At 48.1% G+C, this 18,177-nt stretch carries 5 protein-coding genes; 4 read left to right on the top strand and 1 reads right to left on the bottom strand.

The window, feature by feature from the left end:
• The first annotated feature begins 69 nt into the window (after nucleotides 1-69).
• Nucleotides 70-14,370: an Ig-like domain-containing protein gene (locus GA693_RS07360; protein ID WP_160246260.1), complete on the top strand. Its 14,301-nt coding sequence runs from the start codon at nucleotides 70-72 to the stop codon at nucleotides 14,368-14,370.
• Between the two features lie 127 nt (nucleotides 14,371-14,497).
• Here the strand turns inward: GA693_RS07360 and mobR are convergent, their stop codons facing one another.
• Complete coding sequence (gene mobR / locus GA693_RS07355; RefSeq protein ID WP_160241154.1) at nucleotides 14,498-16,171, bottom strand: phenol degradation transcriptional regulator MobR; 1,674 nt, start codon at nucleotides 16,169-16,171, stop codon at nucleotides 14,498-14,500.
• A 394-nt stretch (nucleotides 16,172-16,565) separates the two neighbouring features.
• Between mobR and GA693_RS07350 the strand changes: the two genes are divergently transcribed.
• From GA693_RS07350 to GA693_RS07340, 3 genes are read left to right on the top strand one after another with little or no spacing between them, the layout of a single operon-like run.
• A complete protein-coding gene (locus GA693_RS07350; RefSeq protein ID WP_075168169.1) occupies nucleotides 16,566-16,856 on the top strand; it encodes a phenol hydroxylase subunit in 291 nt (96 codons plus the stop codon).
• A gap of 18 nt (nucleotides 16,857-16,874) precedes the next feature.
• A complete protein-coding gene (locus tag GA693_RS07345; protein WP_160241155.1) occupies nucleotides 16,875-17,879 on the top strand; it encodes an aromatic/alkene monooxygenase hydroxylase subunit beta in 1,005 nt (334 codons plus the stop codon).
• Nucleotides 17,880-17,890: 11 nt separating this feature from the next.
• Nucleotides 17,891-18,160 (top strand): MmoB/DmpM family protein, encoded by a 270-nt coding sequence (locus GA693_RS07340; RefSeq protein WP_075168171.1) that lies wholly within the window; start codon nucleotides 17,891-17,893, stop codon nucleotides 18,158-18,160.
• The last annotated feature ends 17 nt before the right edge of the window (nucleotides 18,161-18,177 follow it).

Here is an 18,177-nt window from a genome sequence, read left to right as displayed (position 1 = left end):
ACTTTTCCAGATTTAAATTTTTAAAAACATATTGATGCTTCTTGTTGTAACAAGATTGGGATGATGATTATGCAAAATCAAAATATTACTGTTAAGTTGCACAATGCCAACAAAGTGATTTCAACATTTCAGGCAACAAAAGGACCTGATCAGCCTGTGATTATTCAGGCAAAGAAAAATGTAAACTATGAATTTATTGATGCTGCTACCCAGTTTGCGCCAGAAAATATCAAAACAAAACGTGTCGGCAATGACCTGCATGTGGCTTTTGAAGATGATAGAAAGCATCCATTTGAGACGGATCTGATCATTGAAGATTATTACAATCAAGATGGAACAAGCACCAATTTATTAATTGGTTTGCATGAAAATGGTAGTTATTACGCCTATGTACCAGAAAGTGGTTTACAGGAACATGCGGTCAGTTTGCTCGCAGATGAAATTGCAGCAGGTCAGGCCTTAGGTGGTGAGCCTTTAGCGGCAGCAACCTATACCTTTAATCCATACTGGTTATTGGCATTAATTCCTTTGGCGGGGTTGGCAGCAGTTGCAAGTAACGACTCTTCTTCTAAGGGAGAAAAAGGAGCAACTGGCCCTGCTGGTCAGGACGGTGCAGATGGTAAATCAGCATACGAACTGTATGTAGATGCTACGGTTGCCGTTGGCGGCACACCGCTTGACCTGGCCAGCTGGTTAGACTCTCTGGTTGGTACCGATGGTATTGACGGCAAATCGGCTTATGACCTGTATGTAGAGACAGCGACTGCAGCTGGAGAAACCCCACTATCGCTGGAAAACTGGTTGGCAAGCCTTGCGGGTGTAGATGGTGTAGACGGCCTGAATGGTGCGGATGGCAAATCGGCCTATGATCTGTATGTAGAGACTGCTACAGCAGCGGGTGAAACCCCACTGTCGCTGACTGACTGGCTGGCTTCCCTGAAAGGAGATACGGGTGCAGCAGGTACGGACGGTGCAGATGGTAAATCAGCATACGAACTGTATGTAGATGCTACGGTTGCCGTTGGCGGCACACCGCTTGACCTGGCCAGCTGGTTAGACTCTCTGGTTGGTACCGATGGTATTGACGGCAAATCGGCTTATGACCTGTATGTAGAGACAGCGACTGCAGCTGGAGAAACCCCACTATCTCTGGAAAACTGGTTGGCAAGCCTTGCGGGTGTAGATGGTGTAGACGGCCTGAATGGTGCGGATGGCAAATCGGCCTATGATCTGTATGTAGAGACTGCTACAGCAGCGGGTGAAACCCCACTGTCGCTGACTGACTGGCTGGCTTCACTAAAAGGAGATACAGGTGCTGCGGGTGCAGACGGTCAGACACCATATATCGGTACCAACGGTAACTGGTTTATCGGCACGACTGATACCGGCATTGCGGCAACAGGTGCGGACGGTTTAACTCCAACGATCGGTGTGAATGGCAACTGGTTCATTGGTACAACGGACACTGGTGTGCCTGCGACAGGTGCTGCGGGTGCAGACGGTCAGACACCATATATCGGTACCAACGGTAACTGGTTTATCGGCACGACTGATACCGGCATTGCGGCAACAGGTGCGGACGGTTTAACTCCAACGATCGGTGTGAATGGCAACTGGTTCATTGGTACAACGGACACTGGTGTGCCTGCGACAGGTGCTGCGGGTGCAGACGGTCAGACACCATATATCGGTACCAACGGTAACTGGTTTATCGGCACGACTGATACCGGCATTGCGGCAACAGGTGCGGACGGTTTAACTCCAACGATCGGTGTGAATGGCAACTGGTTCATTGGTACAACGGACACTGGTGTGCCTGCGACAGGTGCTGCGGGTGCAGACGGTCAGACACCATATATCGGTACCAACGGTAACTGGTTTATCGGCACGACTGATACCGGCATTGCGGCAACAGGTGCGGACGGTTTAACTCCAACGATCGGTGTGAATGGCAACTGGTTCATTGGTACAACGGACACTGGTGTGCCTGCGACAGGTGCTGCGGGTGCAGACGGTCAGACACCATATATCGGTACCAACGGTAACTGGTTTATCGGCACGACTGATACCGGCATTGCGGCAACAGGTGCGGACGGTTTAACTCCAACGATCGGTGTGAATGGCAACTGGTTCATTGGTACAACGGACACTGGTGTGCCTGCGACAGGTGCTGCGGGTGCAGACGGTCAGACACCATATATCGGTACCAACGGTAACTGGTTTATCGGCACGACTGATACCGGCATTGCGGCAACAGGCGCGGACGGTTTAACTCCAACGATCGGTGTGAATGGCAACTGGTTCATTGGTACAACGGACACTGGTGTGCCTGCGACAGGTGCTGCGGGTGCAGACGGTCAGACACCATATATCGGTACCAACGGTAACTGGTTTATCGGCACGACTGATACCGGCATTGCGGCAACAGGTGCGGACGGTTTAACTCCAACGATCGGTGTGAATGGCAACTGGTTCATTGGTACAACGGACACTGGTGTGCCTGCGACAGGTGCTGCGGGTGCAGACGGTCAGACACCATATATCGGTACCAACGGTAACTGGTTTATCGGCACGACTGATACCGGCATTGCGGCAACAGGTGCGGACGGTTTAACTCCAACGATCGGTGTGAATGGCAACTGGTTCATTGGTACAACGGACACTGGTGTGCCTGCGACAGGTGCTGCGGGTGCAGACGGTCAGACACCATATATCGGTACCAACGGTAACTGGTTTATCGGCACGACTGATACCGGCATTGCGGCAACAGGCGCGGACGGTTTAACTCCAACGATCGGTGTGAATGGCAACTGGTTCATTGGTACAACGGACACTGGTGTGCCTGCGACAGGTGCTGCGGGTGCAGACGGTCAGACACCATATATCGGTACCAACGGTAACTGGTTTATCGGCACGACTGATACCGGCATTGCGGCAACAGGTGCGGACGGTTTAACTCCAACGATCGGTGTGAATGGCAACTGGTTCATTGGTACAACGGACACTGGTGTGCCTGCGACAGGTGCTGCGGGTGCAGACGGTCAGACACCATATATCGGTACCAACGGTAACTGGTTTATCGGCACGACTGATACCGGCATTGCGGCAACAGGCGCGGACGGTTTAACTCCAACGATCGGTGTGAATGGCAACTGGTTCATTGGTACAACGGACACTGGTGTGCCTGCGACAGGTGCTGCGGGTGCAGACGGTCAGACACCATATATCGGTACCAACGGTAACTGGTTTATCGGCACGACTGATACCGGCATTGCGGCAACAGGTGCGGACGGTTTAACTCCAACGATCGGTGTGAATGGCAACTGGTTCATTGGTACAACGGACACTGGTGTGCCTGCGACAGGTGCTGCGGGTGCAGACGGTCAGACACCATATATCGGTACCAACGGTAACTGGTTTATCGGCACGACTGATACCGGCATTGCGGCAACAGGCGCGGACGGTTTAACTCCAACGATCGGTGTGAATGGCAACTGGTTCATTGGTACAACGGACACTGGTGTGCCTGCGACAGGTGCTGCGGGTGCAGACGGTCAGACACCATATATCGGTACCAACGGTAACTGGTTTATCGGCACGACTGATACCGGCATTGCGGCAACAGGTGCGGACGGTTTAACTCCAACGATCGGTGTGAATGGCAACTGGTTCATTGGTACAACGGACACTGGTGTGCCTGCGACAGGTGCTGCGGGTGCAGACGGTCAGACACCATATATCGGTACCAACGGTAACTGGTTTATCGGCACGACTGATACCGGCATTGCGGCAACAGGCGCGGACGGTTTAACTCCAACGATCGGTGTGAATGGCAACTGGTTCATTGGTACAACGGACACTGGTGTGCCTGCGACAGGTGCTGCGGGTGCAGACGGTCAGACACCATATATCGGTACCAACGGTAACTGGTTTATCGGCACGACTGATACCGGCATTGCGGCAACAGGTGCGGACGGTTTAACTCCAACGATCGGTGTGAATGGCAACTGGTTCATTGGTACAACGGACACTGGTGTGCCTGCGACAGGTGCTGCGGGTGCAGACGGTCAGACACCATATATCGGTACCAACGGTAACTGGTTTATCGGCACGACTGATACCGGCATTGCGGCAACAGGCGCGGACGGTTTAACTCCAACGATCGGTGTGAATGGCAACTGGTTCATTGGTACAACGGACACTGGTGTGCCTGCGACAGGTGCTGCGGGTGCAGACGGTCAGACACCATATATCGGTACCAACGGTAACTGGTTTATCGGCACGACTGATACCGGCATTGCGGCAACAGGTGCGGACGGTTTAACTCCAACGATCGGTGTGAATGGCAACTGGTTCATTGGTACAACGGACACTGGTGTGCCTGCGACAGGTGCTGCGGGTGCAGACGGTCAGACACCATATATCGGTACCAACGGTAACTGGTTTATCGGCACGACTGATACCGGCATTGCGGCAACAGGCGCGGACGGTTTAACTCCAACGATCGGTGTGAATGGCAACTGGTTCATTGGTACAACGGACACTGGTGTGCCTGCGACAGGTGCTGCGGGTGCAGACGGTCAGACACCATATATCGGTACCAACGGTAACTGGTTTATCGGCACGACTGATACCGGCATTGCGGCAACAGGTGCGGACGGTTTAACTCCAACGATCGGTGTGAATGGCAACTGGTTCATTGGTACAACGGACACTGGTGTGCCTGCGACAGGTGCTGCGGGTGCAGACGGTCAGACACCATATATCGGTACCAACGGTAACTGGTTTATCGGCACGACTGATACCGGCATTGCGGCAACAGGCGCGGACGGTTTAACTCCAACGATCGGTGTGAATGGCAACTGGTTCATTGGTACAACGGACACTGGTGTGCCTGCGACAGGTGCTGCGGGTGCAGACGGTCAGACACCATATATCGGTACCAACGGTAACTGGTTTATCGGCACGACTGATACCGGCATTGCGGCAACAGGTGCGGACGGTTTAACTCCAACGATCGGTGTGAATGGCAACTGGTTCATTGGTACAACGGACACTGGTGTGCCTGCGACAGGTGCTGCGGGTGCAGACGGTCAGACACCATATATCGGTACCAACGGTAACTGGTTTATCGGCACGACTGATACCGGCATTGCGGCAACAGGTGCGGACGGTTTAACTCCAACGATCGGTGTGAATGGCAACTGGTTCATTGGTACAACGGACACTGGTGTGCCTGCGACAGGTGCTGCGGGTGCAGACGGTCAGACACCATATATCGGTACCAACGGTAACTGGTTTATCGGCACGACTGATACCGGCATTGCGGCAACAGGTGCGGACGGTTTAACTCCAACGATCGGTGTGAATGGCAACTGGTTCATTGGTACAACGGACACTGGTGTGCCTGCGACAGGTGCTGCGGGTGCAGACGGTCAGACACCATATATCGGTACCAACGGTAACTGGTTTATCGGCACGACTGATACCGGCATTGCGGCAACAGGTGCGGACGGTTTAACTCCAACGATCGGTGTGAATGGCAACTGGTTCATTGGTACAACGGACACTGGTGTGCCTGCGACAGGTGCTGCGGGTGCAGACGGTCAGACACCATATATCGGTACCAACGGTAACTGGTTTATCGGCACGACTGATACCGGCATTGCGGCAACAGGCGCGGACGGTTTAACTCCAACGATCGGTGTGAATGGCAACTGGTTCATTGGTACAACGGACACTGGTGTGCCTGCGACAGGTGCTGCGGGTGCAGACGGTCAGACACCATATATCGGTACCAACGGTAACTGGTTTATCGGCACGACTGATACCGGCATTGCGGCAACAGGTGCGGACGGTTTAACTCCAACGATCGGTGTGAATGGCAACTGGTTCATTGGTACAACGGACACTGGTGTGCCTGCGACAGGTGCTGCGGGTGCAGACGGTCAGACACCATATATCGGTACCAACGGTAACTGGTTTATCGGCACGACTGATACCGGCATTGCGGCAACAGGCGCGGACGGTTTAACTCCAACGATCGGTGTGAATGGCAACTGGTTCATTGGTACAACGGACACTGGTGTGCCTGCGACAGGTGCTGCGGGTGCAGACGGTCAGACACCATATATCGGTACCAACGGTAACTGGTTTATCGGCACGACTGATACCGGCATTGCGGCAACAGGTGCGGACGGTTTAACTCCAACGATCGGTGTGAATGGCAACTGGTTCATTGGTACAACGGACACTGGTGTGCCTGCGACAGGTGCTGCGGGTGCAGACGGTCAGACACCATATATCGGTACCAACGGTAACTGGTTTATCGGCACGACTGATACCGGCATTGCGGCAACAGGTGCGGACGGTTTAACTCCAACGATCGGTGTGAATGGCAACTGGTTCATTGGTACAACGGACACTGGTGTGCCTGCGACAGGTGCTGCGGGTGCAGACGGTCAGACACCATATATCGGTACCAACGGTAACTGGTTTATCGGCACGACTGATACCGGCATTGCGGCAACAGGCGCGGACGGTTTAACTCCAACGATCGGTGTGAATGGCAACTGGTTCATTGGTACAACGGACACTGGTGTGCCTGCGACAGGCGCTGCGGGTGCAGACGGTCAGACACCATATATCGGTACCAACGGTAACTGGTTTATCGGCACGACTGATACCGGCATTGCGGCAACAGGTGCGGACGGTTTAACTCCAACGATCGGTGTGAATGGCAACTGGTTCATTGGTACAACGGACACTGGTGTGCCTGCGACAGGTGCTGCGGGTGCAGACGGTCAGACACCATATATCGGTACCAACGGTAACTGGTTTATCGGCACGACTGATACCGGCATTGCGGCAACAGGCGCGGACGGTTTAACTCCAACGATCGGTGTGAATGGCAACTGGTTCATTGGTACAACGGACACTGGTGTGCCTGCGACAGGTGCTGCGGGTGCAGACGGTCAGACACCATATATCGGTACCAACGGTAACTGGTTTATCGGCACGACTGATACCGGCATTGCGGCAACAGGTGCGGACGGTTTAACTCCAACGATCGGTGTGAATGGCAACTGGTTCATTGGTACAACGGACACTGGTGTGCCTGCGACAGGTGCTGCGGGTGCAGACGGTCAGACACCATATATCGGTACCAACGGTAACTGGTTTATCGGCACGACTGATACCGGCATTGCGGCAACAGGTGCGGACGGTTTAACTCCAACGATCGGTGTGAATGGCAACTGGTTCATTGGTACAACGGACACTGGTGTGCCTGCGACAGGTGCTGCGGGTGCAGACGGTCAGACACCATATATCGGTACCAACGGTAACTGGTTTATCGGCACGACTGATACCGGCATTGCGGCAACAGGCGCGGACGGTTTAACTCCAACGATCGGTGTGAATGGCAACTGGTTCATTGGTACAACGGACACTGGTGTGCCTGCGACAGGTGCTGCGGGTGCAGACGGTCAGACACCATATATCGGTACCAACGGTAACTGGTTTATCGGCACGACTGATACCGGCATTGCGGCAACAGGTGCGGACGGTTTAACTCCAACGATCGGTGTGAATGGCAACTGGTTCATTGGTACAACGGACACTGGTGTGCCTGCGACAGGTGCTGCGGGTGCAGACGGTCAGACACCATATATCGGTACCAACGGTAACTGGTTTATCGGCACGACTGATACCGGCATTGCGGCAACAGGTGCGGACGGTTTAACTCCAACGATCGGTGTGAATGGCAACTGGTTCATTGGTACAACGGACACTGGTGTGCCTGCGACAGGTGCTGATGGACAGGACGCCTACGTCCTTTCCAAACCTGTAATCGCAGAAAATTCTGAAGAAACTTTGGCTGGTACAGCAAAAGCAGGTGAAACAGTAGTTATTCTTGATGGGTCGGGAAATATTGTTACAGAAATTCCTGTTACAGCAGCAGATGGCACATTCACAATTTCCCCAAATCCTTTAGCAGGGGAAATCGGTTCAATTTATGTAACAAATGCACTAGGTGAAATTTCTGATAGCTTTACGTTAGTGGGAGCCGCTGATACGACAGCACCAGATTTACCAGTCATTTTGCTAAATGATGAAACGCAGTTAAGTGGTACAGCAGAACCAAACGCGAAAGTTATTGTGATTGCAGATGGTCAGGCATATGAAACAACTGTTGGTCCAGATGGTACTTGGAGTTTTGCGGACATAAATGGACCATTTAATCCTCTAGTAAAAGAAGGTGTAAGTGCAGCTATCATTTATGCTGAAGACAGTGCAGGTAATGATAGTGATCCATCACTTGTATTTATTTCAGAAAATACAGCCTTAGTCGATCTAATTGAATCCGTGGTTGTAGTAGATGACTTGAATGCTGATGATGTCATTAATGCATTTGAATTAGGCAATGATGGTCAAATTCAGCTTGATGTTAATCTGGGAATTGATGCTGCTGTAGGTGACTTGATTTCAGTCAATGGTTATAACTATGTCTTGAATCAAACAGATATAGATGCCACGAAAATCACAGTATCAGTCAATGCACGTGAAGGTGAAAATATTCTTGTTGTAACAGGCATTAATGCTGCGGGTCAAACAGAACGTCTTCAAGATAGTATCTTGGTGGACACTACAGCAGGTACCGTTACTTTAGACAGGGTTCAGCCTTTAGATACACTTCCTTTAAGCGAAATTTTGCTTAATGACATGGTCATCAATGAGCTTGAGTCTACAGAGACTGTCAAACTTGTGGGTACAGCACAACCTGGCTCAACACTGAGCATTATAGTTGAAGGTATTACAGAGCCTTTCACAGCAACTGCTGACTCTATTACAGGTCAATGGTCGATTGATTTAACGACCGATCAGTTAAATACTTTGGCTGATGGTGAAATTGCTGTGACTGGTACGGCAACCGATCTAGCAGGTAATACTGCTGAACTTGTGGATAATGTGACTTTAGATACACAAGCTCCAAGTGTAGCCATTACTATCTTAGAAAATGGCATTGTAACCGTTACACCTACAGAGCCATTGTATTTAAATAATACACAAGCAACGTTAAATGATATTGCGGCAAAATTGGGAGCTTCGGTTGAAGGTAATTTTGACGTTGTAGGTGGTCAAATTCAGTTCACACCAACTGACGCTTATTATGGTGATATTACTGTAACTTTACCTGCTAACACATTTACGGATTTGGCAGGTAACTCTGCTGGTGTTGCTACAGCAACAGATTTAATTAATTTTGCTGATGCTCCGACTGTGCTCATTACTTCAGATGAATATTCGATTGTCGCAGGTCAAACCACTTTAATTACCTTTACTTTCTCAGAGTTGGTGAATGGTTTTGAGTTGTCTGATGCCAGTACAAATGGCGCAGGTACACTGTCGAATTTGACTCAGGATTTAAATAATCCACTTATTTATACTGCGATTTTTACACCAATTGTAACTGATGCCTTAACGGCAAATATTACTGTTGCTGCAGACAGTTATGTGAGTGTAACGACAGGTAAACTGGGTGAAGCAGGTCAGCTGCAACAACTTGTGGGTGGTGTATACGAAAATACGAACATTACGGGCGATACGCAAGTTCCAGATGCTCCGACAGTAAGTCTGTTGAGTGATACAGGTGCGTCACCTACAGATGGCGTAACCAGTAACGGTACGGTGAGTGTTGGTAATCTTGAAAGTGGTGCAAACTGGAGTTACAGCACTGATGGTGGAACAACATGGTTGCCTGGAACTGATAATACATTTACTTTAGCGGAAGGTACATATCCGGCTGGAACTATTAAGGTTAAACAAACTGATGCAAGCGGAAATGAAAGTTCTACTACTTCATTAGTAAACTCCATTGTAGTCGATACCACTCCACCTCAAGTAACCATCACGAGTGTTGCTGCAGGCAATGGTATTGATGAAGGTGAAAAAGCTGCAGGTTATGTAGTTACTGGCACAGCAGAGCCAAACTCGATCATCCAATTACAAGTGGGGGGTGGGGCTGCAGTTCCTGTCACAGTTGACAGTACTGGTCAGTGGGTTTATCAGGTACCAGCAGCAGTGTCTAGCGTGGGGAGTGAAACTGTAATAATTACAGCTAAAACCGAAGATCTTGCTGGTAATTTGTCTAATCAGGCAACTTCAACAGCGAATTACACAATAGCTACTCATGCAACCTCAATTAATATTATCTCTGGAGATGATATAATTAATGGTTCAGATGATAGAACATCTATCAAGATTGATGGTGGTGCTATTGATTCTGATGGCACAGTTAGATATGTTTATGGTGAAATTAAGAATTCAAGTGGCACCACCCTTTTAAGCTTAAGTGGCAGTAGTTGGAGTTCAATTTTCACTTTAGGTCAATCTATAGGTGCAGATAATTATTGGACTTCTAATGCTGATTTAAGTGGTTTTGTTGATGGTACTTATACTATTCGAACCTATGTGAATAAAACCGATGGGTTAGGAACAATAGAAGCAGGTGTGTCTACACGTACTGTCACTATTGACACTAAACTAGATCCACTCACATACACTATTTCAGATGATGATGGTGCGCTAACTCCCGATGGCACATCGTATATGACCAATGACTCAACCCCAACCTGGTCGGGTACAGCTGAAGCAAATTCAGCTATTGAGATTTTAATTGAGGGAGAAGTAGTTGCCTCTGCTATAGCTGATGCAGATGGTAACTGGACCACTGAAGCAAATCAGACACTTGCAGATGGCAGTCATAACGTTAGCATCAAGAATACCGATTTAGCAGGGAATACTCGTACAGATAGTCAACATACGATTACTGTCGATACTATTGCCCCAATTATCACGATTGATCAGCCAATCGCAGGTGATAATGTCTTAACCGATATCGAAGCAGATCAAGGTCTGACAATTACAGGTACAGCAGAAGGTGCAGAAGTAGGTGAAACAGTAACTGTTACTGTGGAAGGTCAAACATTTACAACGATTGTAGCGCTTGATCCTGAAACAGCATTACCTATTTGGAACTTAACTTTAACACCAGCACAATTATCTTCACTGGCATTAACAGATCTTCAGGTACTAGATATTAGTGCCACTGTTACCGACAAAGCTGGAAACAAATCTACACCTGATAGCGCAACGGTGATCTATAAACTTGCAGATACAGATGTTCTAAATACAGTGATTGAACTCTCAGAAGCTGGTTTATTGAATACCGAAACCATTTCTGCATCAGGTGCAATTATTAGCTTTCCAAGCGGTACGAGTACTGCATATTTAGAAGCGCCTGTGACTGAATTATATGTTAATGGCACACCGATTAGCTGGACGGGTCAAAATACTCAAGAGCTTGTGGGGAGTGTGAATGGTATAGAGGCGATCCGTATTTCATTAAATGCTGAAGGTAAATATACGGTAACCATGAGCCAAGCAATTGAACATGGTGAACCAAGCACAGCAACAGATACACAGTTAGCCTTTGATGTACGTGTGAACTTTGCTAACGCACGTGGTGATGTGACAGAGTCACAATACATTACGGTGAATGTGACAGATGATGTGCCAGTTCTTGCTGCAGATCGTACTGAAGCGTTAAGCAAAACGTATGTTGTTGAAGGTAACGCCCTTGTTAAAACCAGTGCAGATGGTATTACAACTGCTGAAATTAATGTAGATGGCACAATCTTCAAAATTGATTATGAGAATCAGAGTATTACTCAAACAGCAACGGGCACTGCAGACAAAGTCTTGGCATATAACCATATTCCTGCAGTAGAGGGTGCGGGTCAGATTTTAATTACTACAGAGCGCGGCGAGTTAATTAAGTTTGATCTAGATACAGGCGCATACCAGTACAGTATTTTTGCACCATTACCAGGCGATTATTCAACCTCTGTACCGGTTGCCGTGAGCTTAGGTGGTTCAAATACCTTGTTAGGCGCTGTAAATGCAGACGTTGCTGGCTTACTTGAGTTTGAAAATAGCCAACTGTTTGCTGTACAAGGTGATGGTATTTATGCTGTTGAAATTGCTTTGGGTAATGTTCTTGATGTAGGCGGTTTATTAGGCTCGTTATTAGGTGATCCAAAGCAATTTATCTACAACACGATTTTAGCCAATGAATTTGGTTTTAACGTGACTGTTACATCAGCAGATTTAGGTATAGGTGAAGCAACATTGCTGATTGAAGCGAAAGATGGCAGCGCTTTAGATACTTATAAAGTTAATCAGTTACTGAGTACAGTGGCTATTGATGGTGGACTTTCGGAGTTGGTAACGGTTGGTCTTATTCCTTGGACCTCTATTACAGCTTATGCTCAGGATGGAACTGAGCGTGCTACGAAAGACTCAGTGGAATTAGCAAATGTTGGCTTACTCAATGATTTGTTATCTGGTGAAACGGTTTCTACCATTTTGGTTGATAGTGCTGGACGTGGTTCAACCTTAACTAAAGATGGTGCATTAGAAGCGTGGTCTATTTATGGCTTAGACGGTGCCGATAAAATCTATGGTGGAAATGAAGGTGACCACTTATATGGTGGGAACGGTAATGACCTCATAATGGGTAACGAAGGCGACGACTATATCATTGGTGGTCGTGGTCACGATATTTTATATGGTGGTGAAGGGTCGGATACTTTCCGTTGGGAAAAAGGTGATCAGGTCATGACCATTGGTATTGCGACAGACATCATTAAAGACTTCAATGCAGACTCAGCAGTATTGGGCGGTGACATTCTGGACCTGAAAGGTCTGCTCAATGGTGGTGGTCGTTTAGGATTTATGCCAGGTAACCTGACCAATTATTTACATTTCAGTTATGACGAAGTTAATGATCAAACTATTATTCAGATTAGTACTGAAGGAGAGTTTGTCGGTGGTTATCAGGAAGCATCACATACTCACTTAGTGGATCAAGTAATCGTGCTTGAGGGTGTTAATTTATTTAAATCGACTCCTTCACAAACTACTGCCGACTTACACTCAGATTATGAGGTGATTCAAAATCTGATTGCACAAGGCAAGTTGGATGTGGCATTGGTTGATCAAGTGATTGGTAGTAATTCAACTAACATTGATCTAAGTGTGACCGATACAGATGGTGATAGCGACACTACAGCAATCACATTTGATACAACTGAGTTAGTGCCGTTTGGCTATAACCCAGACAACCAAGCGCCATGGGTATTTGGTAAAAATACCTCTTTACTTGGTTTGGTTGGTCTAGATGTATTAAGTGTGATTAACTTAGGTGAGCAAGATATTTTTGTGTATGACATCAATAATGATTTACGCAAAGTAGAACTTGAGTTCCAACAAATTGTAGCGGTCAATGTAACGAAACCAACATTTGGCTGGTCAGCAAGACTTGCACAAGAGCTGGGTCTAAAAGTTGAAGTCATCGAAAATGAAGGTGTTTTAGGGCTTATTGCGCCAACAACGACCTTACGTATCACTAGTGCGAGTACAGAACTAAATATTAGCAATAGTGCGATTAACCAGCTTTTAGCCACTGTTAAAATTGGGGTTCAAGAGGGTGATCTTGGAATTGTAAATGGCGATCTACTCAGCTTAGACGTTATTAATACCATGCAAATCCGTGCAACAGACAGCCATGATTTGACCACAACAGAAACGATGGGCAAGTTACTCGACTTAGATTTGGCGACAACCAGCTATCGTTTAAATGGTGACGTGAATTTGGTTGAAGGAACCGATGAAAGCGACACAAATCTGGATCAGTCAGCAGCAAGTGGGTCAGTATTAATCTATGGTTACAATGGCGATGATACAATCACAGGCAGTGCATATAATGATGTGATTTACGGTGGCATAGGCAATGATGTCATTCATGGCGGTGCTGGCAATGACCTGATTTATGGTGGTGCAGGTGATGACACGATTCATGGTGGTTCTGGACTTAACATCTTAAATGGCGGTGCGGGTGCAGATACATTTGTATCTACAAGCGGCGCTCAAGATGTAGTGATCTACGATTTACAGGCGAATGATGCAACAGGTGGACATGGTCAAGATACCTGGAATGGCTTTAAAGTCGCTAATGTGGCTTTTGACACAGATGCAGATATGCTTGATCTTTCAGAATTGATTGCAGATTCATTTGATGAGGCGCACGCTCAGTCGCTTTTAGAAAATGACGCAACTGCTTATTTCAGTTATATGGCACAGTTCATTCAGTTAGAACAGGTTGCTGATGGTAGTACAATCAATACGTTAGTGAAGGTCGATCGTGATGGAAGTGGAGAGGCATTCTCTGCTACATCACTAGTAACTTTAACGGGTGTCGCTACTGATCTTGAGCAATTACTGCAAAATGGACAAATTTTGTATTAAGTTTTAAAAATCTGACCAAACCCAGGAAGTATGCGTTTACTTCCTGGGTTTTTTGTATATATGGATAAATGGAAAACTATTAAACAGGACACTCAATCTTCAGCTGGTCCTAATATTTACTGAAATTTTAAACCATCTGATATTTCTTTAACCGGTAATCCAGTGTTGCCCGACTAATCCCCAGTAAACGTGCCGCTTCAGAAATATTCTGCTGGCTACGCTGCATGGCGGTTAGAATAATTTCCTGCTCATGCCGTTCCAAAGAAAAATCCTCAGTCAACAGGGTTTCAATTGAATTGGAGGAGGTTGAATTTTCAGCCTGCTGCTTTAACTGCGGAAACAGGCAGCTTAGTTTAATTTCCTGCTGATCATCGGTGAGTAGGGTGGCACGCTCTAGCAGGTTTTCTAGCTCACGGATATTGCCAGGCCATTCATAACTCATCACATAATTTTTGGCTTTGTCACTCAGGCCAGGCAGGGTTTTGCCATACAGGTTTTCAAAGCGTTTCAGGAAATGATTGACCAGTAGCGGAATATCTTCACGACGCTCGCGCAGTGGCGGAATCTGTACCGGAAAAATATTCAGCCGATAAAATAAATCGGCACGGAAACGTCCGGCTTTGACTGCCTGTTCCAGATCTTCGTTGGTGGCGGCGACAATACGCACATCTACTTTGCGGGTCTGATAATCACCAACCCGTTCAAATTCGCCTTCCTGTAACATGCGTAACAGAGCGGCCTGCGCACGCGGTGACAGTTCAATCACTTCATCCAGAAAAATGGTGCCGCCATCTGCGCGTTCAAACTTGCCTGCACGTGACTGGTTGGCGCCGGTATAGGCACCTTTTTCCACCCCGAACAGTTCGGCTTCAATCAGGTCGGGAGGAATACAGGCACAGTTGACTGCGACAAACGGTTGCTGGCGGCGCTGGCTGGCCTGATGAATCCCGCGGGCAAAGGCTTCTTTACCGACCCCGGTTTCGCCCTGTAGCAGGACTGCGACTTTACTGCCTGCGGCCTTTTTCAGGAGGTCGCAGACCTTGCGATAGGCCGCCGATTCACCGATAGCATTAAACATGGTGTAGTCGGCTTCAGCATCGGTGTAGATGGTCTGTTTCAGCTGGTTCAGCTCTGCCTGCAAGGCAATAATCTTGTCCGACACCGGATCGGGTGACATAAAGCGGATCAGTTCATTGGCATTTTCCCAGTCGGCCAGCGGTTTGCCGATAATCCGGCAGCAGTCATCGCCTTTGGCCACGCAATGGGTTTCCTGATAAATAATGGTTTGACCCATCACATAGCTGCTATAGCCGCAGGCATAACCGAGCAGCATCCAGCAGGCCGGTTCATCGGCTGCGCCAAATTCAGATAAATGCACTTCGGCTTCAAAAGAGTTAAGCCAGTTAAAATCGGCATAAAACTGATGCTGGTCATGACTTAAACGCAGGTCATTGACTGTAACCTGGACCATGCCGCGAATACCGTGCATCTGCGGGCCGGCCATAAAGGCTTCCACTTCATTTAAGTTCGGGCGCAGTCGTGAGGTGACTTCGGCATCGCGCATCCCGGCCTGATAGCCGCAGCGGATAAAAAAGTGTTTGGTGCGTTCATAGCCCAGCATCTGATACAGGTCTTTGCGCAAATAGCCCATGATGCCGCTATGAATCAGCAGCATCCGGTTTTCTTCAAACCAGATCTGACCGTGTTCGGTATCAAACTGGATTTTGTCGAGCAGATCCTGAATGTCCTGATTGTGTTCCAGCAGCTGTTTGTAGTGTTTAAGGTCCTGGGTATGGGGCATAGCCAATCATCCATTTTGGCAAGTCACAAGCATGGGTTGATCTTAACCAATTCCGACCACGGAGGTGAGGATTTAAAGTGCATAATCTTATACCTTTTAAATATAGTGATTATAAATCAATAGGTTGAAATTTTAGCGATATACAAATGTCTAAAACTTCAGTGCGAGTTTAATTTCATCAAATGCTGAAATTCAGCAAAACATCTTTCAGCAAAACATGAAAATTCTCGTCCATCTCATCTCTGTATTTTTAAGATAGTTTAAATAAAAATATAAATATCAATAATTTACAAAAGTTGGCACGCCTTTTGAAATGCTTTAAGTAAATAAAGCTGCAAGCTCCGTGCTTGCCACACTGAAATGATTTTGGTGGCAATGAAAAAGGAAGGTCATGATGACGCACACCGTACGCCCAACGGCATTGACCAAATACATCCGGATTACCGGTGATCCACAGGCCAAATTTGTCGAATTTGATTTTGCCATTCAGGACCCGACGCTATTTGTCGAGCTGGTTCTGCCCCAGCAGGCTTTCCAGGAATTTTGTGCCATGCATCAGGTGGTGGAAATGAGCGCCGCACAACAGGCCTGGAATGATGCCCAGGAAGATAAATGGCGTTATGGCGTAGAACCGAGCATGGTGCGCCCGACACAGTATCTGTCAGATCAAGAAGATCAGTCTTAAGTCGATAAGGAGATAATGATGACTTTAGAAATTAAAACGTCCAGCGTTGAACCCATCCGCCAGACCTATGCCTATATTGAACGCCGTTTTGGCAACAAACCGGCCACACGTTATCAGGAAGTCAGCTTTGATGTGCAGGCGGCGGCCAATTTCCATTATCGTCCGCTATGGAAACCGGAAAAAACCTTAAATGATCCAACCCATACCGCACTGCTGATGCAGGACTGGTATGCCTTTAAAGATCCGCGCCAGTTTTATTATGGCGCCTATGTGCAGCATCGCGCGCGTTTGCAGGATATTGCCGAAAGCAATTATGCCTTTTTTGAAAAGCGCGAACTGGTGGCGAACCTGTCCGAGGCAGTTCAGCAAAAACTGATGCAGTGCCTGTTGCCATTTCGTTATGTCGAACAGACTGCCAATCTGCACATGATGTCGGGCAGTGCCTATGGCTATGGCACGGTCATCACCCAGGCCTGTATTTTTGCCGCAATGGACCGTTTGGGCATGGCGCAGTATCTGTCACGAATTGGTTTGCTGCTCGATGGCAATCGTGGTGAGGCTTTGCAGCACGCCAAAACTGCCTGGATGGAAGATGCCGCCTGGCAGCCGCTGCGCCGTTTATGTGAAGTCAGCCTGACCGAGCAGGACTGGTTCAAACTGTTTTTATTACAAAACCTGATGATCGACAGCATGTTGCAGCAGCTGGTGTATGGCGAGCTGGATCAGTGGCTGGTCGAGCAGGGCGCACGCGATATTGCCATGCTGACCGAGTTTATGCAGGACTGCCTGAACGATTTACGTAAATGGTCTGACAGTGTGTTTAAAACTGCAGTCGCAGAATCGGAGCATAACCAGCAGCTGATTCAGGGCTGGATTGAAGAACTGCTGCCCCAAGTGGAACAGGCCTTTTCCAGCTGGGCTACGCTCGCGCTGGGTAGTACATCGGTGGAATCTGCCATGAACCTGATTCAGGAACGCTGCAAGAAAGCCGGTTTACAGATTCAACACGCCTCAGCCGCATAAGGAGATGCCTCATGAGCTCAAAAGTTTATTTAGCCCTGCAAGATAACGACACCTCACGCTATATCGTCGAAGCGATTGAACAAGACAACCCGGATGCCAGCATCCAGTATTTGCCGGCCATGATCCGCATTGAAAGCGAAACCGGTCTGATTGTACGGGCTGAAACCGTGTCAGAAAAACTGGGTCAGGATTGGGACATCCAGGAATTGCAGCTCAACATGATTACTCTGGGCGGCAATGTCGAGGAAGATGATGACAGCTTCCAGCTGAAATGGAATTAAACAGACAACATGCCAAG

This window comes from Acinetobacter indicus (assembly GCF_009914475.1).
Taxonomy (GTDB): domain Bacteria; phylum Pseudomonadota; class Gammaproteobacteria; order Pseudomonadales; family Moraxellaceae; genus Acinetobacter; species Acinetobacter indicus.
This window is presented reverse-complemented; position numbering and strand designations above follow the sequence as displayed.